Origin of the sequence: Agrobacterium sp. YIC 4121 (genome assembly GCF_002008205.1) — a bacterium.
GTDB lineage: Bacteria > Pseudomonadota > Alphaproteobacteria > Rhizobiales > Rhizobiaceae > Agrobacterium > Agrobacterium leguminum.
In genome coordinates, this window is sequence record NZ_MRDI01000027.1 from 250,112 (window position 1) to 274,174 (window position 24,063).

Genomic DNA, 24,063 nt, shown 5'->3' on the forward strand with positions numbered 1-24,063 from the left:
TTCAAATATCAGCCGCCAAATTTCCCGCTGCGCGGAAAGCCCTTCGGCACAGTGCGGCCCGCCGTTGCGCGGTCGGCCAGCCATTCGCGCAGTTCTTCACCCACCTTGTTGAATAGACGCCCGGCCGTGTCGGACCATGACAAGCCCTCGGCAAGCGCGAAACATTTGACGTCGACGACGCCGCCATCCTTGTAGCGTTGCAGGCGCACGCCCTTGCCGCGCGACATTTCCGGCACCTGCGCCAGCGGGAAGGCCAAGAGCTTGCGGTTTTCGCCGACGACGGCGACATGGTCGCCCGTGACCGGCACGGCGAGCTTGGCTTCATCCGGCATCGAGACATTCATGATCTGCTTGCCCTTGCGGGTATTCGCGACCATCTCGCTCTCGGCCACGATGAAACCGTTGCCGGCCGTGGAGACGAGCAGCAGCTTGCGTGACGGATCATGCACGAAGGCGGTCAGGATGTCCTGATCGTTCTCCATATCGACCATGATGCGGATCGGCTCGCCATGGCCGCGACCGCCCGGCAGCTTGTCGGCGCCAAGCGTATAGGCCTTGCCGCCCGTCGTCAGCAGCAGCAGCTTGTCGGTCGTCTGCGCCGGGAAAGCGAGTTTCGGGCCGTCTCCTTCCTTGAAGGTGAGCGACGAGGTGTCGGACATGTGCCCCTTCAGCGCCCGGATCCAGCCCTTCTGCGAGATGACGATAGTGACCGGTTCTTTCTCGATCATCGCCTGCTGGATGGCCTCGATATCGGCATCCGGCGCATCCGCGAATTGCGTGCGGCGGCGGCCGATCTCGGTTGCCTTGGCATATTTCTTTTTGACCTCGCCGATTTCCCAGGCGACGGTCTGCCATTGCTTGTCATCGGAGGCGAGCAGCCCCTCGATTTCAGCCTTCTCGTTGCTGAGGTCATCGAATTCCTTGCGGATTTCGAATTCCTCAAGTTTGCGCAGGTTGCGCAGCCGCATGTTGAGGATGGCTTCGGCCTGATTGTCGGTGAGCGACCACTTGGCCATCATCACCTGTTTCGGCTCATCCTCCTCGCGGATGATGCGGATGACCTCATCGAGATTCAGGTAGGCCACAAGCAGGCCGCCCAGGATTTCCAGCCTGCGGTCGATGGCGGCCAGACGATGGCGGGAACGGCGGACCAGCACATCCTTGCGGTGCGCCAGCCACTCGCTCAGCACCTCGTTCAGCGCCATCACCTTCGGCACCTTGCCGAGCGACAGCACGTTCATGTTGAGCGGCAGGCGGCTTTCGAGGTCGGACAGGCGAAACAGCGATTCCATCAGCAGCGTCGCATCGACGGTACGGCTCTTCGGCACCAGCACGATGCGCACGTCTTCGGCCGATTCGTCGCGAATATCCTCGAGAAGCGGCAGCTTGCGGGCAATCAGCAGCTCGGCGATCTTCTCTATCAGGCGCGATTTCTGCACCTGGAAGGGAATTTCGGTGATGACGATCTGGTAACCGCCACGGCCGAGATCTTCCGTTTCCCACTTGGCGCGCACACGGAAACCGCCGCGGCCGGTCTTATAGGCATCGAGAATATTCTCGCGGCTCTCAACGATCACGCCGCCCGTCGGCAGGTCGGGGCCGGGAATGAATTCCACCAGCTTTTCAACCGTCGCATCGGGATGCTTGATGAGGTAAAGCGCCGCGTCGCAAATCTCATGGGCGTTATGTGGCGGGATCGACGTCGCCATGCCCACTGCGATGCCGGAGGCGCCGTTGGCGAGCAGATTGGGGAAAGCGCCCGGCAGGACGACGGGTTCCTCGTCTTCCTCATTATAGGTGGCGCGGAAATCCACCGCATCCTCGCCGATGCCTTCAAGCAGCAGCGCCGCAACCTCGGTCATGCGCGCTTCGGTGTAACGATAGGCGGCGGCGCCGTCGCCATCGATATTGCCGAAATTGCCCTGCCCGTCGACGATGGGATAACGCTGCGAGAAATCCTGTGCGAGACGCACCAGCGCGTCATAGACAGACTGGTCGCCATGCGGGTGGAATTTACCGATCACGTCACCGACGATACGGGCGCATTTCTTGAAGGCCGAGTTGGGGCGAATGCCCATTTCGCTCATGGCGTGAATGATGCGGCGGTGAACCGGCTTCAGGCCGTCGCGCACATCCGGCAGCGCACGATGCATGATCGTGGACAAGGCATAAGCGAGGTAGCGCTCTTCAAGCGCCGCCTTCAAATCGACCGGATGAATGTTATCGTCTCCGCCGGGCGGAGGTACAAGATTTTTTCCCATGGTGCTTGACTAGCGGAAATGCCGATTCCCGGCAAGAAATTCGGGGGTCGCGCCTGTGGATGAACGCAACCCTTTCATGCTGTTTTTTGTTAACCGCGTTGCAAATGCCGCAATGCCGCCGTCATGGGAATCGATCTAAATCCTATAGACCTTTGAATAATCGCGAATATAAGTATCAGCATTCGAATTCGAACACGGTGCACAGCCGTACGTTGAGGGAAGAAACATCATGAGACTGAAATCCACCCGGCAGGTTCTTTTCGCGAGTGCCGCGCTTCTTACGCTTTCGGCGCCGGCTTTCGCGCTGGATGGCGGGGATGTGCTGAAGAAGATCAATGCGGCCTATGCCGCGCAGGGCGGTGAGATCGCCGCCGGTTCCGTCGCCGTCAACGGCTCGACGGTGACCCTGAACGACGTGACCTTCAACGCGGCCGCAGATCCGGCCAAGAAGATCCCGGTCGGCAATGTGACGCTCGAAGGCGTCGAGGAAAACAACGGCGGCTACAAGATCAAGAACGCCCGCTTCGACAATATCGACTACAAGCAGGAAAATGTAGAGATCAAGGCAAGCGACATTTACATGTCCGGTCTCGTCATTCCCGCAGACTCCACCACTGGCACCGTCGATGCGCTGATGTTCTACGACGAAGCACATAGCGGTCCGGTTTCCGTTTCCATCGACGGCAAGCCGGCTTTCTCGCTTGAGGAAACCAGCGCGACGATGTCGGTCAGCGATGACAAGAACTCTATCGGCTTTGAACTCGACGCTTCCGGTTTCAAGGCCGATCTCAGCGAAGTGACCGATCCTGCGACCAAGGACGCGATCGAAAAGCTGAAGCTGCAGGCGCTCTCCGGCGACATGACCATGAGCGGTAGCTGGGAAGTGGCCTCCGGTACTATCGATGTTGAAGAATATGCCATCGACCTCGATGATGTCGGCCGCCTGAATATGTCGTTCGGTTTCTCCGGCTACACGCTCGCCTTCATCAAGTCGATGCAGGAGACGGTGAAGGCGCAGGCCGCCAATCCGAACAAGGAACAGGCGGACCAGGCGGCAAGCCTTGCCATGCTCGGCCTGATGCAGCAGCTCTCCTTCATCAACGCTGAAATCAGCTTCGAAGACGCCAGCATCACCAAGCGCGCCATCGACTATGCGGCAAGCCAGCAGGGCATGACTGGCGATCAGCTTGCCCAGACCATCAAGGGCATGGCCCCGATCATGATGGCCTCGCTCAACGTGCCGGAATTGCAGAACATGGTGTCGGCAGCCGTCAACGCCTATATCGACAATCCGAAGAACTTCTCGATCACGGCGGAGCCGGAAAAGCCGGTTCCGTTCCCGATGATCATGGGCGCTGCGATGGGCGCGCCGAACACCCTGCCGAAAATGCTCGGCGTCACGGTGACGGCAAACGAATAAAACTAAAAAAGCCCCGGTCATGCCGGGGCTTTTCTTTTGCGCTCAGTGCAGCGGCGCGGCAGCGCCATCCTGTTTATCGTGCAGGGCGAAGCGGTCGATCATGTGGGCGCTCGCCTCGTTGACACCGATCACCTCGACCCGCCTGCCGGCCTTGCGGAATTTCAGCACCACCTTGTCCAGAGCGCCGACTGCGGAAATATCCCACAGATGCGCCTGCGTGACATCGATCGTCACCGCCTCAACCTCCTCGGCGAAATCGAAGGCGGCAATGAAGCTTTCCGTCGAGGCGAAGAAAATCTGGCCGTCGACACGATAAATCCGCTCCCGGCCATCGGCTGAAAGCTCCGGCCGGACATGGAAAAGCTTTGAAACCTTGCCTGCGAAAAACACGCCGGAGAGAAGGACGCCGGCCAACACGCCCTTTGCAAGATCGTGGGTCGCAAGCACCGTGCCGACCGTGACCAGCATGACGATGCTGGAGGATGGCGGGTTGCGGCGCAGATCGAGGATGGATCGCCACGAGAATGTGCCGATGGAGACCATGATCATCACCGACACCAGCGCGGCCATGGGAATGATGCGCACGAGATCATCCAGCACCAGTATGAGGAAGAGCAGGAACGCGCCCGCGACGAAAGTGGACAAGCGGCCCCGACCGCCCGAACTGACATTGATGACGGACTGGCCGATCATGGCGCAGCCGCCCATGCCGCCGATGAGGGCGGAGGCGATGTTGCTCGTCCCCTGCCCGATGCATTCCCGGCTCTTGTTGCTGCCCGTATCCGTCATGTCGTCGACGATCTGCGCTGTCAGCAGCGATTCCAGCAGACCGACGGCGGCGAGTGCGACGGAATAGGGAAAGATGATCTGTAACGTCTCGAAGGTCAGTGGTACCTGCGGCAGCGCGAATATCGGCAGCGTCGAGGGCAACTCACCGAGATCGCCGACCGTGCGGATATCCATGCCGGAGAAGACGGCGACACAGGTGAGAGCGATGATGGCGACCAGCGGCGACGGCACGATCTTCGTGAACAGCGGGAAGAGATAGATGATCGCAAGGCCGGCCGCGATCATGACATAGGTTTCGACCGGGACGCCGATCAGTTCCGGCAATTGCGCCGTGAAGATCAGGATCGCCAGCGCATTGACGAAGCCGGTCATGACCGAACGCGAGACGAAGCGCATCACCCGGCCGAGTTTTAGAAGGCCCGCCAGAATTTGCAGCACGCCCATGAGAATGGTGGCGGCGAAGAGATATTGCAGCCCGTGTTCCTTGACGAGCGTAACCATCAGGACGGCCGTGGCGGCGGTTGCCGCCGAGATCATGCCCGGTCTGCCGCCGGTGAAGGCGGAAACGCAGGCAATCGCAAAGGAGGCGAACAATCCCACCTTCGGATCGACCCCGGCGATGACGGAAAAGCCGATGGCTTCGGGAATGAGGGCGAGTGCCACGACGATGCCGGAAAGGAGATCGCCGCGAATATTGGAAAACCACTCACGTCTGTAAGTCTGAAATTTGTTCATCTGATTTTTTCGCAAAGAATGACGCACCGGCCGGAGCCATGTCCGGTAGATTGAGATGAAATGTCGGTGCTTTGCGTTGTCTGGCGGATCGGCGGCCAGAAGAGCCACCCGGAGTTTCACCGGGTCCGTGGTGAGTAATTCACCTATAAACAGCAAAAAAGCGGGCCGCAAGTTGCGCGCCCGCTTTCGATGTCTGCGATCGTATGCTCATGCCGCTTTGCGCAAGACCGCTAGAGCTTCAGCCGCTCGCGAAAGAAGACGAGCGCTACGGCTACACCGGTCGCCACGCCCACGATCACATCGACAAAACGGACAAAACCGGCAGCCTGCGGCCCCATTAAGAGCACCAGCATGGCTGAAGCGCCTGCCTGTATCGGCACGACCGGCGGCAGACCGAACATGGACGCAAGGATCATGGCGATGAAGGTCGCCGAGGCCAGCCGGATTTCAGCGAAGTCATGCGGGACAAGGAGCGCAATCTCCCCAACGAGAATGCCGACGGTGACACCAACCATCAGGCCTAGGCCCTGACGAACATGGCTTGGAATTCCCGGAGCAAGGCAGATAAGTGCGCTGATTGCGGCAAAGACGGGTTGCGGGTGGCCCAGCCACCGATGCGCGACCCAGAACGCAAAAGCGGCCGCAAGAGCGGCCGCCAATGCACGGGTGAAGGCTGCGCGAACCCGGTCGAGCAGCGTCTTCACCATATCAGTCCTTCTTGGACGGAACGACGCGCAGCGCCAGCTCACGAAGCTGCGTCGGCGTTGCCGGCGACGGCGCGTTCATCAGCAAGTCCTGCGCCTGCTGGTTCATCGGGAACAGCGTGATTTCGCGCAGGTTCTTCGCGCCAACCAGCAGCATGACCACGCGGTCGATACCGAATGCGCAGCCGCCATGCGGAGGCGCGCCGTACTGGAAGGCGCGATAGAGACCGCCGAAGCGCTCTTCCACATCGCTCTGCGACAGGCCCACCTTTTCGAAGGCCTTGACCATCAGCTCGGGCGACTGGTTACGGATCGAGCCGGAGGCGATTTCGAAGCCGTTGCAGACCGCGTCATACTGGAACGCCTTGATGGAGAGCGGATCCTGCCCTTCCAGCGCTTCCAGACCGCCCTGCGGCATCGAGAAGGGGTTATGGGCGAAGTCGATCTTTTTTTCTTCTTCGTTATATTCGAAGAAGGGGAAGTCGACGATCCAGCACATTTCGAAACGGTCGCGGTCGATCAGGTTCAGCTCGTCGGCAGCGCGGGTGCGCGCTTCACCGGCAAACTTGTAGAACTTGGCCGGATCGCCGGCGACGAAGAAGCAGGCATCGCCCGCCTCAAGGCCGAGCTGCTGCCGCAGCGCCTCGGTGCGTTCCTCGCCGATGTTCTTGGCGAGCGGACCGGAACCGCCGACCTTGCCGTCCTCTTCCTTCCAGAAGATGTAACCGAGGCCAGGCTGGCCCTGAGACTGCGCCCATGCGTTCATGCGGTCGCAGAAAGCGCGCGAGCCGCCGGTCTTGGCCGGGATGGCCCAGACCTGCACCTTCGGGTTGGAGGCGATCATGTTCGCGAAGACCTTAAAGCCCGAACCGTCGAAATGTTCGGTCACGGCTTCCATGACGATCGGGTTGCGCAGGTCCGGCTTGTCGGAACCATATTTGCGGATCGCCTCGTCATAGGGAATGCGCGGCCACTCTTTGGTAACCGGCTTGCCTTCGGCGAATTTCTCGAACACGGCCGTCATCATCGGCTCCATCGTGGTCCAGACATCTTCCTGGGTCACGAAGCTCATTTCGACGTCGAGCTGGTAGAATTCGCCCGGCAGGCGGTCGGCGCGCGGGTCTTCATCGCGGAAGCACGGCGCGATCTGGAAATAACGGTCGAAACCGGCCACCATCAGAAGCTGCTTGTACTGCTGCGGCGCCTGCGGCAGCGCGAAGAACTTGCCTTCATGGATACGCGACGGCACGAGGAAGTCGCGCGCGCCTTCCGGCGAGGAAGCGGTGAGGATCGGCGTCGTATATTCGGCAAAGCCGGCATCGGCCATGCCGGTGCGCATGGCGGAGATGATCTGCGTGCGCTTGACGATGTTCTTGTGCAGCGTTTCGCGGCGCAGGTCGAGGAAGCGATACTTCAGGCGGACGTCTTCAGGATAATCAGGCTCACCGAAGACCGGCAGCGGCAATTCCTTGGCAACGCCGAGAACCTCGATTTCCTGGGCGTAAAGCTCGATCTCGCCCGTCGCCATGCCCTTGTTGACGGTGTCTTCCGAACGCGCCTTGACGAGGCCGTCGATGCGGATGACCCATTCGCCGCGCACGGTTTCGGCAACCTTGAAGGCCGGGCTGTCCGGATCGGCCACCACCTGGGTGATGCCGTAATGGTCGCGAAGGTCGATGAAGAGAACGCCGCCATGATCTCGCACGCGATGAACCCAACCGGAAAGGCGAACGGTTTCGCCGACGTCGGACTTGCGGAGAGCGGCACAGGTGTGGCTGCGGTAACGATGCATTTTTTTATCCTGGAACGTGTCGTGGGCCTGATGGAGGCCAGATGGGCGGCACTGTCGAAATTTGCCGGAAAAGCGCATGGCCAGCCTGATTTGTCAAGGCAAAGCACAACAATGTCGCCTTCAGCCTGTCCTTTCCCCTGCCTTCGCTTTAGATAGGACTAATCCAGCCCGCCAAACCGAGTCGGCCCGCAATGAGCCAGATCAGACCTCTTATCCCGCTTCTCGTCACCGCCGGTATCCTGATCGGCGGCAACGGCCTGCAGGGAACCTATATAGCGCTGCGCGGTCTCTCCGAAGGGTTTTCCGCCAGCACCATCGGCCTCATCAGCGCCGCCTATAGCTTCGGTTTCGCGCTTGGCTGCATTTCGGTGACGCGGCTTCTGCGCAAGATTGGCCATATCCGCACCTTCGCCACCATGGCGGCCGTCGCATCCGCCGCAGCGATCGCCATGCCGCTCCTTATGCATCCCCTGTTCTGGATGCTGATGCGCTTCGTCACCGGCATTGCCGTCGCCTGTCTTTTCGCGGCCATCGAAAGCTGGATCAACGCGCAGGTCACCAATTCCAATCGGGCGCGCACGCTCTCCATCTATCGTTTCGTCGATCTCGGCTCCGTCACGCTTGCGCAATATATCATTCCCGTCGCGGGCATCGACGGACCCGTGGTGTTTTCGCTGATCGCCATGGCGCTGACGCTGTCGCTGGTGCCGATCTCGCTTGCCGACAAATCCAACCCCGCGCCGCCGAAACAGATACCCTTCAATCTCTTCGCGGTGTGGCGCATCTCGCCGCTTGCCGTCGTCGGCTGCGTGGCCGTCGGTCTCAGCATGGCGGCGTTTCGCAATATCGGCCCGATCTATGCCGAACAGATCGGCCTTTCCGTCACCGCCATCGCCACCTTCATGAGCGCCGGCATCATTGGCGGCGTGGTGCTGCAATATCCGCTCGGCGTCTATTCCGACCGTTATGACCGGCGCATCATCATTCTCGCCACCACGGCGGGCTCGGTCGTCGTCGGCCTGTTTCTCGCCTTCTTCGCCGGAACCGATGAGTGGAGCAACATCATCGGCGTCTTCATCTTCGGCGCCTTCGCCCTGCCGCTCTATTCGCTGAGTTCCGCTCATGGCAACGACCATGCCAGGGAAGGCGAACATGCGATGATGTCGGCCGGACTGCTGTTCTTCTGGTCGGTGGGCGCAACCGTCGGGCCGCTGCTCGCCTCCGTGCTGATCGACCAGTTCGGCCCGAAGGCGCTATTCAGCTATACGGCAGCGATCCAGATCGTTTTCATCGCCTATACCATCTACCGGCTGCAGGTGCGCGAAGGTGTGCCCGTGGAGGAGCGGAACTGGCGGTTCAGCTCGCTTTTGCGCACCTCAGCCTATTTCCAGAAGCTCGCCGCGGCTCCGCCCCCCAAAAAGGATGAAGCGGAGCCCCATCCGCCCGAGAAAAACGATCCTTGAGCCTTCAAAAGCGGGCTTTGTATTGACATGCGCCCGGCAAAGGGAAAGTAAGACGGATAATTTTCACGATTGGCCAATAACAATGATTGAAACGACTGCCGCCCTCGCCGAAGCCTGCACGGAACTGGCGAAATCGGAATTCATCACCATCGACACCGAATTTCTGCGGGAAACGACCTTCTGGCCGGAACTCTGCCTCGTGCAGATGGCAAGCCCCACGCTCGAAGTGCTGGTCGATCCGCTGGCGAAGGGTCTCGACCTGACCCCTCTTTTCGAACTGATGGCCAATCCTGCTGTCGTGAAGGTTTTCCATGCGGCGCGACAGGATATCGAGATCATCTATCATCTCGGCGGGCTTATTCCGCACCCGATCTTCGACACGCAGGTTGCCGCCATGGTCTGCGGTTTCGGCGATTCGATCTCCTACGACCAGCTGGTGCAGAAGATCAAAAACGTCCAGATCGACAAATCCTCGCGTTTCACCGACTGGAGCCGCCGTCCGCTGACCGAAAAGCAGCTGGACTACGCGCTGGCCGACGTGACCCATCTGCGGGATGTCTATCTCTCGCTGAAGGCCCAGCTCGAGCGCGAAGGCCGCTCGCTGTGGCTGACCGAAGAGATGGACATTCTCGAGTCTCGCGACACCTATGACATGCATCCCGACGATGCCTGGCTGCGGCTGAAATCGCGCCTGCGCAAACCGACGGAACTTGCGATCCTCAAATTCATCGCCGCCTGGCGCGAGCGTGAGGCGCGCTCCCGCAACGTTCCGCGCTCACGCGTGCTGAAGGACGATGCGATCTTCGAAATCGCCCAGCAGCAGCCGAAGGACGCCGAGGCGCTGTCGCGGCTTCGCACCATCCCCAAGGGCTGGGAGCGCTCCGCCTCCGGCACCGCCATCGTCGAAACGGTGAATGCGGCGCTGGCGCTGCCGAAAGAGGAAATGCCGAAGGCACCGCGTCACAGCCACGCACCGGAAGGCTCCGGCGCTGCCGTGGAACTTCTGAAAGTTCTGCTGAAGCTGACGGCGGACAAGCATGGCGTCGCCGCCAAGGTCATCGCCAATAGCGACGATCTGGACAAGATCGCCGCCGAGGGCGAAAAGGCAACCGTGGCGGCGCTGACCGGCTGGCGGCGGGAACTCTTCGGCGATGTGGCCCTGAAGCTCATCAATGGCGAAGTGGCGCTGCGTTTCGCTGGCAAGAAGGTCGAGGCGGTGGAGGTTGCGGCAGGCGAGCCGTAACGGCCCGCCGCTTTCCACCCCAACGGCGACGTGTCGACCGCTATAATCGCGGACCCGAAAGGCATGGGCTGCAGCTTGAGCGGCTGGAAGGAGAACATTCCCTTCGACGTCGACGGCCGCACCTGCGCCGCCATCATCTTCGCCCGCAAGGGAGAAACCCTGTTCGACCGGGCCTGGATCGACGGCCACCGGCTGCCTTTCGCCGCCTTCCCTGTCAAATGGTCGAACCGCTCGCCAAATGACCGGCCGCAATCCCCGCTTGAAACCGTCTATTACAGAACATCCTATCAGACGTATAACGGCGGCAACGCCGATTTTGCTGCAACAGCGCAACAGCCTCACCAATCCTTCATGCAACCTTACCGATTGCTCACTTTTTGCGGCGCTTTTTCCACATTAATGTCGCATATGACCTGAACAGAAGCTTCGACCGAAGGGAGCGGCCTGCCCTTCTTTGCCGAGACCAAAGCCTTCCCTTCCGAGACCCAAGAACCGACATGAGAAAATTGCTGCCCATTCTGGATTACGTGGTGCTCTTCGTTGCCGTGGCCGGCAGCGGCGTGGCCTACGCCTTTCTGGAATATGGCGGCGGCGCATTGATCGGCGCGACCTATGCGCTGTTTGCCTGCGCACCCATTCTCGCCTTCGAGCGCGGTTACATCATGCCCGGCCTGTCGCGGCAGGTGAGCGCCCTGCCGACGCCGGCCTATATCGCCGTCGGCCTCGTCATCTATGCCATCCTCGTCTTTTGCGGCTTCGGGCTTGGCGGCACAATCCTGTGGTTGAGCGGGATATTTCCCGGTACCTGGAAACGCGCCGTCCATGCCGAGGTGCAGACGCTGATGTTCACCCTCATTGTCTGCGGCATCATCGTCTTCATCATGCGGGTGCGCGAGCTTCTCGGCCGCGATATCTTCATCGACCTCATCCTGGGGCGTTATCGCCGGCCGGTCAGCGAAGACCGCGTCTTCATCTTCATCGATCTCGTCGGCTCCACCTCCTTCGCCGAAACCCATGGCGACCTGAAGGCCCAGGAATTTCTCGGCGAAATCTTTGCAAGTTATGCCGCACCGGTCAGAAAACACGGCGGCGTCATCGACGACTATATCGGCGACGCCGCCATCATCACCTGGCCCTATCACATGGCGATCCGGCGGGCGGCCTGCGTGCGCTGCGTCTTCGATATTCAGGCGACCATTGAAAACACCCGCGACATGTGGCTTTCCCGCTTCGGCGAGGTGCCGCGCCTGCGCTTCGCCATTCATGGTGGCCCAGTCATCACCGCGGAAATCGGCGTCGATCACCACAAGATCACTTATTTCGGCGACACGGTGAACACAACCTCGCGGCTCGAATCGCTGAGCAAGATGCTCGGCCACCCGGTGCTGATTTCCGCTGACCTTGCCCATCAGCTGGTGCTTCCGAAGGGCGTGCGCAGCGAATATCTGGGCGAACATGCCGTCAAGGGCCGTGGACAGACGCTCGGCGTCTGCACCCTCAGCCAATATCAGGCGCCCGCCGCATAAGGGCCACCGGCGGCAAAAAGCCGTGCGACCCATTTACCGACGATGGCCGTCATCAAAATTCATCAAAGCTTCAAACGGCAATCACCTGCCTGTCATGCGACGACCCTATCGCGTCAATCCTGTCTTCAACATGTATTGAGAGGGGTCTCCGTCATGAAGCACATTCTTTTTGCACCTTTCGCGGTTCTCGCGCTCGCCGGCGCGGCACATGCGGCGGAAAAGGAGTTTCCGGCAAAGCTCGTTTCGCACGCCATTCTGCCTGCCAACACCATGATCGCCGCACCTGCCGATGCGCCGGAGCACCTCAAGACCTCCGCCAAATTCACCACGGCCGACCGCAAGCGCGCCGAGGGCCTCGGCACCGTGCCCGGCAAGGACGGCGTGCGCCTGACCGGCCTTTCCATGCCGTTCAACGGCCAGCCGATGCAGGGCTTTTCCGGCATCCGGGCGATGCCGGACGGTAGCTTCTGGAGCCTTTCCGACAACGGTTTCGGTTCCAAGCTCAATTCCAGCGACGCCATGCTGATGCTTCACCATCTGAAGTTCGACTGGGACGCCAGCAAGGTCAACGCGCTTGAAACCGTGTTCCTCTCCGATCCCGACATGAAGGCGCCCTTCCCCATCGTTCTGGAAGGCTCGAGCAAGCGTTACCTGACGGGCGCGGATTTCGACGTCGAATCCATTCAGCCTGTCGCTGACGGTTTCTGGGTCGGCGAAGAATTCGGCCCCTACATTCTGAAATTCACCCGCGACGGCAAGCTGACCGATGTGATCTCTACCAAGGCCGGCGACATCGAGGTGAAGTCTCCCGACCATCCGGCTCTTGCCCTGCCCGGCAACCCCACGCAGAAAATGCCCGCTTTCAACCTGAAGCGCTCCGGCGGTTATGAGGGCATGGCGCTCTCCAAGGACGGCTCGAAGCTCTATGGCCTGCTGGAAGGCCCGCTCTACATGGCCGACGGCCAGGTGGAAAAAACCGATGACGGCGCGACCGCGCTGCGCATCATCGAACTTGACACCGCCAAGAAGGCGTGGACCGGCCGCAGCTGGCTTTATCCGCTGGCGGAAGGCGGCGAGGCAATCGGCGACTTCAACATGCTGGATGACACCACCGCGCTCGTCATTGAGCGCGACAACGGCGCCGGCACGGCCGACAAGGCCTGCGCCGATCCGAAGAAGCCGGCAGCAAACTGCTTTGCCGTGCCTTCCAAGGTCAAGCGCATCTACAAGATCGAGTTCAATGACGCCAATGTCGGCAAGGCCGCCCGCAAGATCGGCTATATCGATCTTCTGAAGATCTCCGATCCTGACAACAAGAAACGTCAGGGCGGCGGCAACGGCTATTACGACATGCCTTTCGTCACCATCGAGAATGTCGACCGCGTCGATGCCACCCATATCGTCATCGGCAACGACAACAACCTGCCCTTCTCGGCCGGCCGTGCGCTGGACAAGGCTGACGACAACGAATTCGTCCTGCTGGAGGTAAAGGACCTGCTCGAGGCGAAATAAGACCAAGGCTGCTGTCACTTGCTTTGACGGCTGCGAATGATCCGGACGGAGCGCCCGGCAGACACAAATGTCTGCATGGCGCTCCGTTCCGATTTTCCAGAGCTAGAGCAATTTCGGTGAGCACCGGTTCACCTCCATTGCTCTAACTCTCTGTTTTTATGCATTTCCGGACGCAAAACCGAGCGCACTTTCGCTGGAAATGCTTTGACCGAAACATGCTTGCGGAAAAGAAGACGTTTCATGCAGGACCACGCAGAAAGACTTTATTACGCCCTGAAGAAAAGCTGGTCGGGCGAGACGAGCGGCCTCTGGTCGCGCGAAAACCCCGCCAAGGGCCAAGGCAGCGTCACCGCGCTGGTGGTACAGGATATTTTCGGCGGAGAGCTTGCCAAAACCGCTGTCAGCGGTGCCGACCATTTTTACAATATCGTCGAAGGCACCCGCTGGGATTTCACCTTCAGCCAGTTCGATATTCCGGTCGGCTATCAGGACAGGCTTGCCAGCCGCACGGAAGCCATGGCGACGATAACGCCGCTGCAATATGCCTATCTCAGCGCCTGCATCCGCAAGGCGCTCGGGCACGGCTGAGCCGTTAGCAAAAGCGCATCGCGGCACGGTGGCCAGCCAGGGTGTCACGCTCCGAGACCACGATGTCAATCTTTCCCGCAAAGCGGACACAATCCTTGCGATAATATCGCCAGGTGGAATGGTTGCACCGGCAGGAGAGATATTCGATGAGTGAAAGTTGCCCGGTCCTGACACCGGCGGAACGGCAGGTACAGGCCATATTGGAGCGCACGGGGGCAGTGATGATGGCCACCATTCACGCAGCGCTCGAACGTGCCAGCAAAGAGGTCGCTGATGCATTCCGGGCCGTCGATTCAGACATGCAGCCGCCGCCCCACGACTATTTTACCGCTGTCGCCCATCAGCAGCTCTTCCTGATGTTATGCGGGGCGGACCCGAAAACCTTCGAGGGCGGAGACCCCGAAATCGCCGGCCACATCATTCGGAATGCGCAAAACATATCCGACCACTACTGGAAGAAAACGCCTGCCGCGGCGGATGTCCCCGGCAAGTGATACATTCCGAGTGAAGACAGGATTTCGCGTCACGCGGCATCGCGCGCGATCTGCGTTTTAGAGAGGATGCCCAGCCCGGCCGGACCCCTATCGCCATTTCACGTCACAGCACCTTCATCATCGCCGTTTAAGCAGGCGCAAATCCGGAGGCTGGAATGGATTCGACCGCACAGATCAAGCGCCCGAAAATTGCGGAGACCGTCGTCCATGCGACGGCGAGCATAAGAGATTCAAGCATCGGCGAATGCTGCGAAATTCTGGCTGACACCTCCCTGCACAATGCCGAGCTCGGCAATTACTCCTATCTTGGCCCCCGTTGCATGGTGGGCGATGCAACGATCGGAAAATTCTGCGCCATCGCCGCAGAGGTCAGGATAGGCGCTCCGAACCATCCGATGGACCGGCCATCCATGCACCGTTTCAGCTATTGCCCTGAATATTATTCTGCGGATGCCGTGCGCGATGACGCCTTTTTCGACCGGCGCAGGGAGGACCGCGCCGTCATCGGTCACGATGTCTGGATCGGTCACGGCGTTATCGTCTTGCCGGGTGTCACGGTTGGAGACGGGGCAGTGCTAGCCGCCGGCGCGGTCGTCACCAGAGACGTGCCGCCCTACACCATCGTCGGCGGCGTTCCCGCAAAAATCATTCGCGAACGATTTTCGCGGCCCATCGCGGAAAAGCTTGCATCAATCGCATGGTGGGATTGGCCATTCGAAACGATCATGGCGCGGCTTTCCGACTTTCAGTCGAGCGACATAGAAGCCTTTTGCGAGCGCTGGTCCTAGCGGACGCAAGAACCGTCCTGTCGCGAAACAGAAACGCGCCGTTCGTTATTCGAACACGAATGCCAGCCGCTTGCCCGTCAGCTTCGCCAGTTGCTGCAAACGCCCGTCCAGCCGCTCGCCGGCGAAATCGCAATAATCGTGCGGCACGACGAATTCCAGATCGAGATCGGGATTGCCGGATTTGCGGAATTTGAGGTGGTCGACGACGCCCGGCATTGAAGCCGAGAAGAGATAGACGACGCGCAGCAGGCCGCCGAGCAATTTACCAAGCTCCTGCAACCGGTCACCCGCCATGGCGGCGAGCGGCTGCGTGGTACCGTTGTCGTTCAGACCTTCGAAGCGATAATAATTGGCGAGTGCAATATAGGCGCGGCCGGGATGGGTGATCGCCACGAAGGAGGAATGGGCGATGATGTTGAGCGCCTGCAATCCGCGATAATCGGGATGGGCGCGCCAGCTGATATCGGCGAGAAGGCAGGCCGCCTGCCGGTAACGGCTCTCCTCTTCGGTCTCATCAACGCCGAAGACCGGGAAGGTGCGGCCGCTCCAGTCCGCCAGTTCGCGCGCATGTTCCGGCGAGCGGGCGCGCAGAATGGCAAGTTCATCGGCGGCAACCAGCAGCGGATCGGAATCCCGCTCCTCTTCCGTCAGCAGCGAATAGAGATAACCTTCGCGCACGCCCTGCGCCGAAAAGGCGATTCTGGCCGGCTTCATCATTTTCAGAACTTCGCGCATGGCGATGGCGCCGAAGGGCAGAAGCGAGCGGCGGTTCTTGGAGACCGCTTGCCAGGCCGGGTCCTTGCTATCCCGGGAGACGATGACCTCCTCGAGAAAATTCAGCATTTCCTCCAGCGGCAATTCATAGCCCTGCATCATATGCAGCGGATAGCCCGATATCTCCATATGCAGCTTGGCGATGTTTCGCCAGGTGCCGCCCACCGCGTAAAAGGTGCGCCCCTCACCCGCCGCCAGAAGCTTGGCGAAGGATTTGACGTGTTTTCTGGCAATCGTCGCCGCTTTTTCCAGCGAGCCGTCCGACTGCTCCGACAGCCGCAGGCCGCCGAGCGGCAGGGTGATGCCCTCGCCGCAGCTCTTGCCCTTGATGTCGATGAGCTCGAGCGAACCGCCGCCCAAATCGCCGGCGATGCCGTCTGGATCATGGAAACCGCTGATCACGCCATAGGCGGAATAAAGCGCTTCCTTTTCGCCTGACAGTACCTCGATCTCGCAGCCGAGAATGGCTTCTGCCTCGCGGATGAAATCCGGGCCGTTTTCCGCCTCACGCGCCGCAGCCGTCGCCAGCACATAGAGCTTCTGCGCCTGCGCCTGCTCGGAAAGGACATGGAAACGCCGAAGCGCCATCAGCGCCCGGCTGACGCCTTCCTCATGCATACGGCCCGTCAGCGCCAGTCCCTTGCCGAGGCCACACAGGACCTTTTCATTGAACAGCACCGCAGGCGCGCGGGAAAGACCTTCATATACGACGAGACGAACGGAGTTCGAACCAATATCTATGACGGAAACGGGGGCAAGGCCGGTCAGCCGCCCCTGTGCTTCTGATCGAGTCATTCAGCCTGTTTCTTGCGGGACGAAATCAACCCGGCAATCAATTTGGGCGCACTGGATTTCAAGGCTTCACCACGTCCGGAAAGGCTGGGATTGGTCATGAAATAGTGCTGCGCGTTGAACGGTTCTTCGCCTTTACGCACCTCGATGCGCCTCGACGTTCCGTCCGCAAGTATCTCGTAGCTCTGCTGGTTGTCAATGAGATTGCCAAGCATAATCTGTGAAAGAACCTGCTCATGCACGGTGGGATTGGTGAGCGGAACCAGCGTTTCCACGCGCCGATCAAGGTTGCGCGGCATCATGTCGGCCGAGCCGATATAGACCAGCGCCTTGTCCGACGGCAGGCCGAAACCATTGCCAAAGCAGAAGATGCGGCTGTGTTCGAGGAAGCGGCCGACGATGGATTTAACGCGGATATTATCCGACAGACCGGGCACCTGCGGGCGCAGGCAGCAGATGCCGCGCACGACGAGATCGACCTCCACGCCCGCCGCGCTGGCGCGGTAGAGCGTATCGATGATTTCAGGATCGACCAGCGAATTCATCTTCATCCAGATCGCCGCCGGCGCGCCGCGCTTGGCATGTTCGATCTCTTCGTTGATGTGCTTTACGATGCGGGCGCGCAACGTATAGGGCGAAACGGCCAGCTTCATGCCCTCTTCCGGTTCGCCGTAACCCGTGATGAAGTTGAAGATATTCGCCATGTCATGGGCGATCTTCGGGTTGCAGGTGAAGAAGGACAGGTCGGTATAGATCTTGGCGGTGATCGGGTGATAGTTGCCGGTGCCGAGATGGCAATAGGTTCTGAGCTTGCCGTCCTCGCGGCGCACAACCATCGACATCTTGGCGTGGGTCTTGAGTTCGATGAAGCCGAAGACGACCTGCACGCCGGCGCGCTCCAGATCGCGCGCCCAGCGGATATTCGCCTCTTCATCGAAACGCGCCTTCAGTTCGACCAGCGCGGTGACGGATTTACCGGCTTCGGCCGCATCGATCAGCGCACGAACGATCGGGCTGTCATTGGAGGTGCGGTAGAGCGTCTGCTTGATGGCGAGCACTTCGGGATCGCGCGCGGCCTGCAGCAGGAACTGCACGACCACGTCGAAGCTTTCATAGGGGTGGTGAACCACCATGTCCTTTTCGCGGATGGCGGCGAGGCAATCGCCGGCATGTTCGCGCACGCGCTCGGGGAAACGGGCGTTGTATGGTTCGAATTTCAGGTCGTCGCGCGGCGCGCGGACGATTTCGGAGATGGTGTTGAGCGCGAGAAGACCGGGCAGAACGGCAACACGATTATCAGGCACGCCAAGCTCATGCACGACGAACTGGCGCAGCGACTGCGGCATTTCGCTGTCAGTCTCGATGCGGATAACGGAACCCCGGCGGCGGCGCTTCAGCGCGCTCTCGAAGAAACGGACCAGGTCTTCCGCCTCTTCCTCCACCTCGATATCGCTGTCGCGGATGATGCGGAACGTACCGGAACCGCGCACGGTGTAACCGGGATAGAGCCGGTGGATGAACAGGCCGACCACATCTTCAAGGGTGATGTAGCGGATGGCGTTCTTTTCGTCAGGCAGGCGCACGAAACGGTCGAGCGCGGGCGGCAGGCGCAACAGCGCCGTCATCGGCTCGCGGCCGTTGACGCTGTCGAGCTGCAGGCCCATGGAAAAGCCGAGATTGGGAATGAAGGGGAACGGGTGCGCCGGGTCGATGGAGAGCGGCGTCAAAACGGGGAACATGCGTTCCTCGAACTCCGTTTCCAGCCAGGTGCGGTCCGCATCCGAAAGTGCGGCCGGCCGCACGATGAAAATTTCTTCCTTGGCGAGATATTGTTGCAGAACGGCGAGCGATGCCTGCTGCTCCATCTGCAGATTGTCGATTTCCTTCAGAATATCTTCGAGCTGCTCGGCCGGTGTCTTGCCGTCCGGCGTCTTGACGGTGATCTTCTGGCGCACCTGCCCTTCCAGGCCGGCGACGCGGACCATGAAGAATTCATCGAGGTTGGCGGCCGAGATGGAGAGGAAACGCAGCCGCTCCAGCAGCGGATGATCCGTGTTCAGCGTTTCTTCGAGAACGCGGCGGTTGAACTGGAGCCAGGAGAATTCGCGGTTGATGAAACGCGCCGGGCTGTCCCACAGGCTCTCGCCTTCGGTCACCGGCTGAACCTTGTTGAAGTCTTCCTGCGCGATAGCGTCCATTCCCTGTTCCATCCCCTGACCGATTTCCGTCCCGTGATCCTGCTGCATCGCGCGATCGTCCTTCTTGCCCGTATAACAGTTTGACGACGGAACTGTGACAGTCAATCGACGTCCAGTCCGCTGCCCGCCGCTGCGTTGTCCATCGCATTGAGGACCTCCGCCACCAGAGGACGTGTAATTCTCGTTCCACGCGAAAGCGCCAGCCGGTCGATACGGTCCACGATCGTCTGGGCCGTATCGAGCGAACGCTCCATTCTATTGACGATGTAACCTATGAGTTTGTCATCCATGTAAAGCTGCCTGTCGGCGAAGAGTTTCACCAGCACCTGCGCCAAAAGCCCCTCGTCCGGCTCGCCGGTTTCCACCACCGTTACGGCTTTGAGGCGCGAGCGCAGATCGGGCAGCGTCACGGGCCATGCGGCCGGCCATTGCCGGCTCGTCATCAAAAGCGTGGTGCCGTGCTGGCGTACGCTGTTGATGACATGGAAGAGTTCCGTTTCGTTAAAACCGCGCCGGTCGGCGTCCTCGAAAAGAACAGGCCCCGTTTCGGCCGCGCGCGCAGCATCCGAGCCCGTCTGGGGGTGAATGTCGCGCGCGTCGCTGATATTTTTCCAGATATTGGCGAGATGCGATTTTCCCGAACCCGGCGGCCCGGCCAGCACGACGACGGGCGAGCGCCAGTTCGGCCATTCATCGATGAGGCTGACGGCAGCCGCAAGCGAGGCGGAGACGAGGAGATCATCCCTGCCGGAAGCGGACTGGTGCGAGAATGCGAGCGGCAGCTGCTCGGCCTTCGACCGGGCGTTGTCGGTTTTGATTTGGTCAGTCATCGTCAGCTCTGAGAGTCAACCTTGCCGGAGGACGCTTCCCCTTCTTCCAGGGCAGGGTTTGTGTCCCAGGGAAGGTTGGCGGCATGCCCGTGGTAAAGATCGCTTTCAAGATACCGCGACAAGGCGAAGCGGACAAGCACGCCGACCGCCGCCGCAGCCGGCACCGCGACGAGAAGCCCGACGAAACCGAAAAGCGCACCGAAGGCGAAAAGGGCGAACATCAGCCAGACCGGATGCAGGCCGACGCTTTTGCCGACAAGTTTCGGCTGCAGGATGTTGCCTTCTATGAACTGACCGGAAAAGAACACAACGAGCGTCAGAAACACATAGATGTAATCCGGCCAGAACTGCACGATGGCGACGCCGACGGCAAGGATGAGGCCGACCATGGAGCCGATATAGGGAATGAAGCTGATGAGGCCTGAGAAAAGGCCGATCAGCAGACCGAAATTCAAACCCACCAGCGACAGGCCGACGGCATAATAAACGCCGAGAATGATGCAGAGCGACCCCTGCCCGCGCACGAAACCGGCAATGGTCTTGTCCATGTCGCGGGCGATCTGCCGGACGGTATGGACATAGTCGCGCGGTATCCAGCTATCGACCTTGTCGATCATCCGGTCCCAGTCGAGCAGCAGATAGAAGGCGACCACGGGCGTAACGACCAGCAGCGACATGACATCGACCAGCGATTTGCCGGAATTCCATATCTGCGTCAGCAACGTGCCGATGAAACCGGCACCTTCGGTCAAAAGCTTTGAAAAATTCTCCTTCACGGCGTCGATCTGGCTGCTGACCCAATCCGGCAGGAGATTGGTGTCGGCGCCGGCAATCAGCTGCTGCAATGACGAGATATATTGCGGGATGCGCGTGATGAATTCCGAGGCCTGAGCGGCGATCAGCGGGATGATGATGATGAGCGACAGCGCAAAGATCAGCACAAAGGAGACGAGGATGACGACGGTCGCCATCAATCGGCTCAGGCCGCGCCGTTCCAGCCAGTCGGCAACCGGATCGAGAAAATAGGCAAGCGCCATGCCCGCCACGAAAGGCAGGAGAATGGAGCTGAAGACCATCAGGAAAAGGACAAAGACGGCAAGCACGCCGATCCAGAAAAACACCTGCCGGCGCAGGCTCGTACCGCTTACATGGGGTTGCATCCGTTCATCCTTTATCGCCGCACCGTCACCGCCCGTGATGGAGATAGGATGCGTACATGCACATGGTCAAGACCGGCGCTTTCGCGCGTGGGCAGAAGGAGACTGCCCGCACAGCGGCAAAATCCCTCATTTCCGGCCAACCCCTCGCAACGGCAGGTTGACCGACGGTAAATATTAGACAACTATCAAATATTGCCGGGCGGGCCAGCGGCGCTCCTTCATCTCCGGCGGCCGGGGGGCACGATGCAGAGCACCAATGACAATGGCATCGCGGAATATAATGCCGGTCTCTTCGATAATCCCGAAGTTGCCGAATGGTATGACAACCAGCAGCTTTACCCGGCCGAACGCATCATTCTCGACCAGTTCCGCCATGCCTATGCGGGCAAGCGGCTGCTTGACCTCGGCGTCGGCACCGGCCGAACGACGAAGCCGCTTCTGCCGCTGGTGGGAGACTATATCGGCATCGACCGTTCGCAGCCGATGCTTGCGCTGGCGCGGCGCAATTTTCCAGCCGCCACGTTTATCGACATGGATGTGCGGGCGATCGGCCAGTTCGGTGCGGAACGTTTCGATTGCGTGCTGGGCGCGCTCGCGATTCTGAGCGCCTTCGACCATGAGGACCGGCTTGCCATCATCCACGCCGTGCGAAGCATTCTGTCACCGGGCGGGTACTTCATCTTTTCTTTTCATAACCGGCGATGGAAGCGGGCCGGCGGCATGCCGCTGCACCGCCGCTCCTGGCACCCGCGCGAGGTGGTGAATTCGCTGCATCCGCAAAGCTGGATCAACTATCTGCGACTGCAACCTTCGACACGGCGGACGCCGGAATATGCCATTCTCGCGGATCAGGCGCATCGCTGGAGCGGCCTGTTTTATTTCATCGACCTTGCCGCCCAGACCCGCCAGCTGGAAGCGGCGGGCTTTGAGATCGCCGCGCGTTATGGCGAGAACGGACGGCCGATAGAGGAAAATTCCGATACGTCCAATGACGGCCTGCTCAATCTCGTCTGTCGCGCCGCGCCGCAGCCATCGTAAGCTCCCAATCCGGCCAGCCCCGCCAAAGCCGTTAAAAACCGGAGCTTTTGCCACTCAAACCCTTGCATCAGGCCCCGTCCCGTGCGAATGGCGACGCCAAAGGAACCAGCGGAGACGAGAGCCATGAGCCAGTCGGGCAAGAACGGTCTTACCTATAGTGATGCAGGTGTGGATATCGACGCCGGCAACCTGATGGTCGAAAAGATCAAACCGGCGGTGCGCTCGACGCGGCGTCCCGGCGCGGATGGCGAAATCGGCGGCTTCGGCGGCCTGTTCGATCTGAAAGCCGCAGGCTTCACCGATCCGGTTCTGGTGGCCGCCAATGACGGCGTCGGCACCAAGCTGAAGATCGCCATCGATGCTGACTATCACGACACCGTCGGCATCGATCTCGTCGCCATGTGCGTCAACGATCTCGTCGTCCAGGGCGCAGAACCGCTGTTCTTCCTCGATTATTTCGCGACCGGCAAGCTGGATCCGGACCAGGGTGCGGCCATCGTTTCCGGCATTGCCGCCGGCTGCCGCGAATCCGGCTGTGCGCTGATCGGCGGCGAAACCGCTGAAATGCCCGGCATGTATTCCGATGGTGATTACGATCTCGCGGGCTTTGCCGTGGGTGCGGCCGAACGCGGCCAGCTTCTGCCGGCCGGCGATATTTCCGAAGGCGACGTCATTCTCGGCCTCTCCTCTTCCGGCGTTCACTCCAACGGCTTTTCGCTGGTGCGCAAGATCGTGTCGATCTCCGGTCTCGACTGGAGCGCGCCTGCCCCCTTCGCGGATGGCAAGAAGCTCGGCGAAGCGCTGCTGACGCCGACCCGCATCTATGTGAAGCCGCTTTTGAAGGCGATCCGCGAGACCGGCGCGCTGAAGGCCCTGGCGCATATTACCGGCGGCGGTTTCCCGGAGAATATTCCGCGCGTTCTGCCCAAGCATCTCGCTGCCGAAATCGATCTCGACGCGATCAAGGTTCCCGCCGTCTTCTCATGGCTGGCGAAAACCGGCGGCGTCGAAGCGAAGGAAATGCTGCGCACCTTCAATTGCGGCGTCGGCATGATCGTCGTCGTTTCGGCTGAAAATGCCGAAAAGGTCACCGAGGTTCTGACCGCCGAAGGCGAGACCGTCTTCCCGCTCGGCCGCATGGTCGCCCGCGAAGAAGGCGCGCATGGCACCATCTATAAGGGCGCTCTCGGCCTATGATGAGCGCCGCCTTCCCGTCCGGCCGCAAACGCGTCGTCGTTTTCATTTCCGGCAGCGGCTCCAACATGGTGTCGCTGGCCAAGGCCTGTCAGGCGGCGGATTTTCCGGCGGAAATCGTCTGCGTCATCTCGGACAAGGCGTCTGCGGGCGGGCTGGAAAAGGCACGGGGCATGGGCATTCCCACGCTGGTCTTCGAGCGCAAGACCTATGCCAGCAAGGCCGAGCATGAGGGCGCCATTCTGGCCGCACTTGGCGAAATCGCGCCCGATATCATTTGTCTCGCCGGTTACATGCGGTTGATATCGGGGGATTTCATTGCTCCCTATGAAGGGCGCATCATCAATATCCACCCTTCCCTGCTGCCGCTTTTCCCCGGCCTCAACACCCATCAGCGCGCCATTGACAGCGGCATGAAGATTTCCGGCTGCACCGTGCATTTCGTCACCGAAGGCATGGATGAAGGTCCGACCATCGCGCAGGGTGCGGTGCCGGTCATTTCCGGCGATACGGCCGAAACTCTGGCGTCGCGGATCCTGACAGTCGAGCATCAGCTCTACCCGCTTACCCTGAAGCGGCTTGCCGAAGGCAAGGTTCGAATGGAAGATGGCAAGGCGGTCTCCACGGATGGCGAAAGTAAAACTGAGTATTCCAAACTGATCTCCACCTCCTGATAAAGCTATAACTAAAGTACAAAAACACTCATAATGGTATTTTTTGGAAAATAAACCGATCGTTTACCATAATCATCTTTAATGCCCG

Annotated in this window: 19 protein-coding genes, 1 pseudogene and 1 other annotated feature; of the genes and pseudogenes, 12 read left to right on the forward strand and 8 right to left on the reverse strand. The window is 60.3% G+C overall.

Going from position 1 to position 24,063, the window contains the following annotated elements; genetic code table 11:
• Nucleotides 1-8: 8 nt before the first annotated feature.
• Nucleotides 9-2,261 (reverse strand): DNA topoisomerase IV subunit A, encoded by a 2,253-nt coding sequence (parC, locus tag BTE54_RS22860; RefSeq protein ID WP_078054066.1) that lies wholly within the window; start codon nt 2,259-2,261, stop codon nt 9-11.
• 229 nt (nt 2,262-2,490) lie between these two features.
• Here parC and BTE54_RS22865 point away from each other — a divergent pair, with 229 nt between their 5' ends.
• On the forward strand, nt 2,491-3,681 hold the full coding sequence (locus BTE54_RS22865; RefSeq protein ID WP_065654047.1) for a hypothetical protein: 1,191 nt from the start codon (nt 2,491-2,493) through the stop codon (nt 3,679-3,681).
• A 42-nt stretch (nt 3,682-3,723) separates the two neighbouring features.
• Here BTE54_RS22865 and BTE54_RS22870 read toward each other — a convergent pair whose 3' ends face one another.
• The 3 genes from BTE54_RS22870 to aspS all read right to left on the reverse strand — a co-directional run bounded on the left by BTE54_RS22870 (nt 3,724) and on the right by aspS (nt 7,701).
• Nucleotides 3,724-5,205, reverse strand: coding sequence for a SulP family inorganic anion transporter (locus BTE54_RS22870; protein WP_078054067.1), 1,482 nt, complete (start codon nt 5,203-5,205; stop codon nt 3,724-3,726).
• A gap of 74 nt (nt 5,206-5,279) precedes the next feature.
• Nucleotides 5,280-5,335, reverse strand: a sequence feature (sul1 is cis-regulatory element that is thought to sense ions involved in sulfur or methionine metabolism; They are found in Alphaproteobacteria).
• A 100-nt stretch (nt 5,336-5,435) separates the two neighbouring features.
• Nucleotides 5,436-5,912 (reverse strand): FUSC family protein, encoded by a 477-nt coding sequence (locus BTE54_RS22875; RefSeq protein ID WP_003520788.1) that lies wholly within the window; start codon nt 5,910-5,912, stop codon nt 5,436-5,438.
• Between the two features lies 1 nt (nt 5,913).
• Entirely contained in the window at nt 5,914-7,701 is a 1,788-nt protein-coding gene (aspS, locus tag BTE54_RS22880; RefSeq protein ID WP_078054068.1) for an aspartate--tRNA ligase, read from the reverse strand.
• 191 nt (nt 7,702-7,892) lie between these two features.
• Here aspS and BTE54_RS22885 point away from each other — a divergent pair, with 191 nt between their 5' ends.
• From BTE54_RS22885 to BTE54_RS22920, 8 genes and pseudogenes are all read left to right on the forward strand, one after another.
• Nucleotides 7,893-9,164: an MFS transporter gene (locus BTE54_RS22885; protein ID WP_078054069.1), complete on the forward strand. Its 1,272-nt coding sequence runs from the start codon at nt 7,893-7,895 to the stop codon at nt 9,162-9,164.
• An 82-nt stretch (nt 9,165-9,246) separates the two neighbouring features.
• On the forward strand, nt 9,247-10,407 hold the full coding sequence (rnd, locus tag BTE54_RS22890) for a ribonuclease D (protein WP_065654050.1): 1,161 nt from the start codon (nt 9,247-9,249) through the stop codon (nt 10,405-10,407).
• A gap of 51 nt (nt 10,408-10,458) precedes the next feature.
• Nucleotides 10,459-10,695: pseudogene (locus BTE54_RS25520) on the forward strand (hypothetical protein); the annotation flags it as partial.
• A gap of 209 nt (nt 10,696-10,904) precedes the next feature.
• Nucleotides 10,905-11,933, forward strand: coding sequence for an adenylate/guanylate cyclase domain-containing protein (locus BTE54_RS22900; RefSeq protein ID WP_078054070.1), 1,029 nt, complete (start codon nt 10,905-10,907; stop codon nt 11,931-11,933).
• Nucleotides 11,934-12,086: 153 nt separating this feature from the next.
• Complete coding sequence (locus tag BTE54_RS22905) at nt 12,087-13,445, forward strand: esterase-like activity of phytase family protein (RefSeq protein ID WP_078054071.1); 1,359 nt, start codon at nt 12,087-12,089, stop codon at nt 13,443-13,445.
• A gap of 240 nt (nt 13,446-13,685) precedes the next feature.
• On the forward strand, nt 13,686-14,033 hold the full coding sequence (locus BTE54_RS22910; protein WP_065654053.1) for a hypothetical protein: 348 nt from the start codon (nt 13,686-13,688) through the stop codon (nt 14,031-14,033).
• 146 nt (nt 14,034-14,179) lie between these two features.
• A complete protein-coding gene (locus BTE54_RS22915) occupies nt 14,180-14,527 on the forward strand; it encodes a hypothetical protein (RefSeq protein WP_078054072.1) in 348 nt (115 codons plus the stop codon).
• Nucleotides 14,528-14,682: 155 nt separating this feature from the next.
• On the forward strand, nt 14,683-15,315 hold the full coding sequence (locus tag BTE54_RS22920; RefSeq protein WP_078054073.1) for a DapH/DapD/GlmU-related protein: 633 nt from the start codon (nt 14,683-14,685) through the stop codon (nt 15,313-15,315).
• Nucleotides 15,316-15,360: 45 nt separating this feature from the next.
• Here the strand turns inward: BTE54_RS22920 and ppx are convergent, their stop codons facing one another.
• Genes ppx through BTE54_RS22940 form a run of 4 tightly spaced genes read right to left on the reverse strand, consistent with a single transcriptional unit; the run spans nt 15,361 to nt 21,069 of the window.
• A complete protein-coding gene (ppx, locus tag BTE54_RS22925; RefSeq protein ID WP_003520777.1) occupies nt 15,361-16,884 on the reverse strand; it encodes an exopolyphosphatase in 1,524 nt (507 codons plus the stop codon).
• Nucleotides 16,881-19,127 (reverse strand): RNA degradosome polyphosphate kinase, encoded by a 2,247-nt coding sequence (locus tag BTE54_RS22930; protein WP_233282659.1) that lies wholly within the window; start codon nt 19,125-19,127, stop codon nt 16,881-16,883. The genes ppx and BTE54_RS22930 overlap by 4 nt, the downstream gene beginning before the upstream one ends.
• Before the next feature lie 53 nt (nt 19,128-19,180).
• On the reverse strand, nt 19,181-19,909 hold the full coding sequence (gene hdaA, locus BTE54_RS22935; protein WP_065654057.1) for a DnaA regulatory inactivator HdaA: 729 nt from the start codon (nt 19,907-19,909) through the stop codon (nt 19,181-19,183).
• Between the two features lie 2 nt (nt 19,910-19,911).
• A complete protein-coding gene (locus tag BTE54_RS22940; protein WP_078054074.1) occupies nt 19,912-21,069 on the reverse strand; it encodes an AI-2E family transporter in 1,158 nt (385 codons plus the stop codon).
• Nucleotides 21,070-21,312: 243 nt separating this feature from the next.
• Between BTE54_RS22940 and BTE54_RS22945 the strand changes: the two genes are divergently transcribed.
• From BTE54_RS22945 to purN, 3 genes are all read left to right on the forward strand, one after another.
• The gene (locus BTE54_RS22945; RefSeq protein WP_078054075.1) at nt 21,313-22,107 is read left to right on the forward strand and encodes a class I SAM-dependent methyltransferase; all 795 of its coding nucleotides are present in this window, start codon (nt 21,313-21,315) and stop codon (nt 22,105-22,107) included.
• Between the two features lie 123 nt (nt 22,108-22,230).
• A complete protein-coding gene (gene purM, locus BTE54_RS22950; RefSeq protein ID WP_078054076.1) occupies nt 22,231-23,304 on the forward strand; it encodes a phosphoribosylformylglycinamidine cyclo-ligase in 1,074 nt (357 codons plus the stop codon).
• A complete protein-coding gene (purN, locus tag BTE54_RS22955) occupies nt 23,301-23,975 on the forward strand; it encodes a phosphoribosylglycinamide formyltransferase (RefSeq protein WP_078054077.1) in 675 nt (224 codons plus the stop codon). The genes purM and purN overlap by 4 nt, the downstream gene beginning before the upstream one ends.
• Nucleotides 23,976-24,063: the final 88 nt, after the last annotated feature.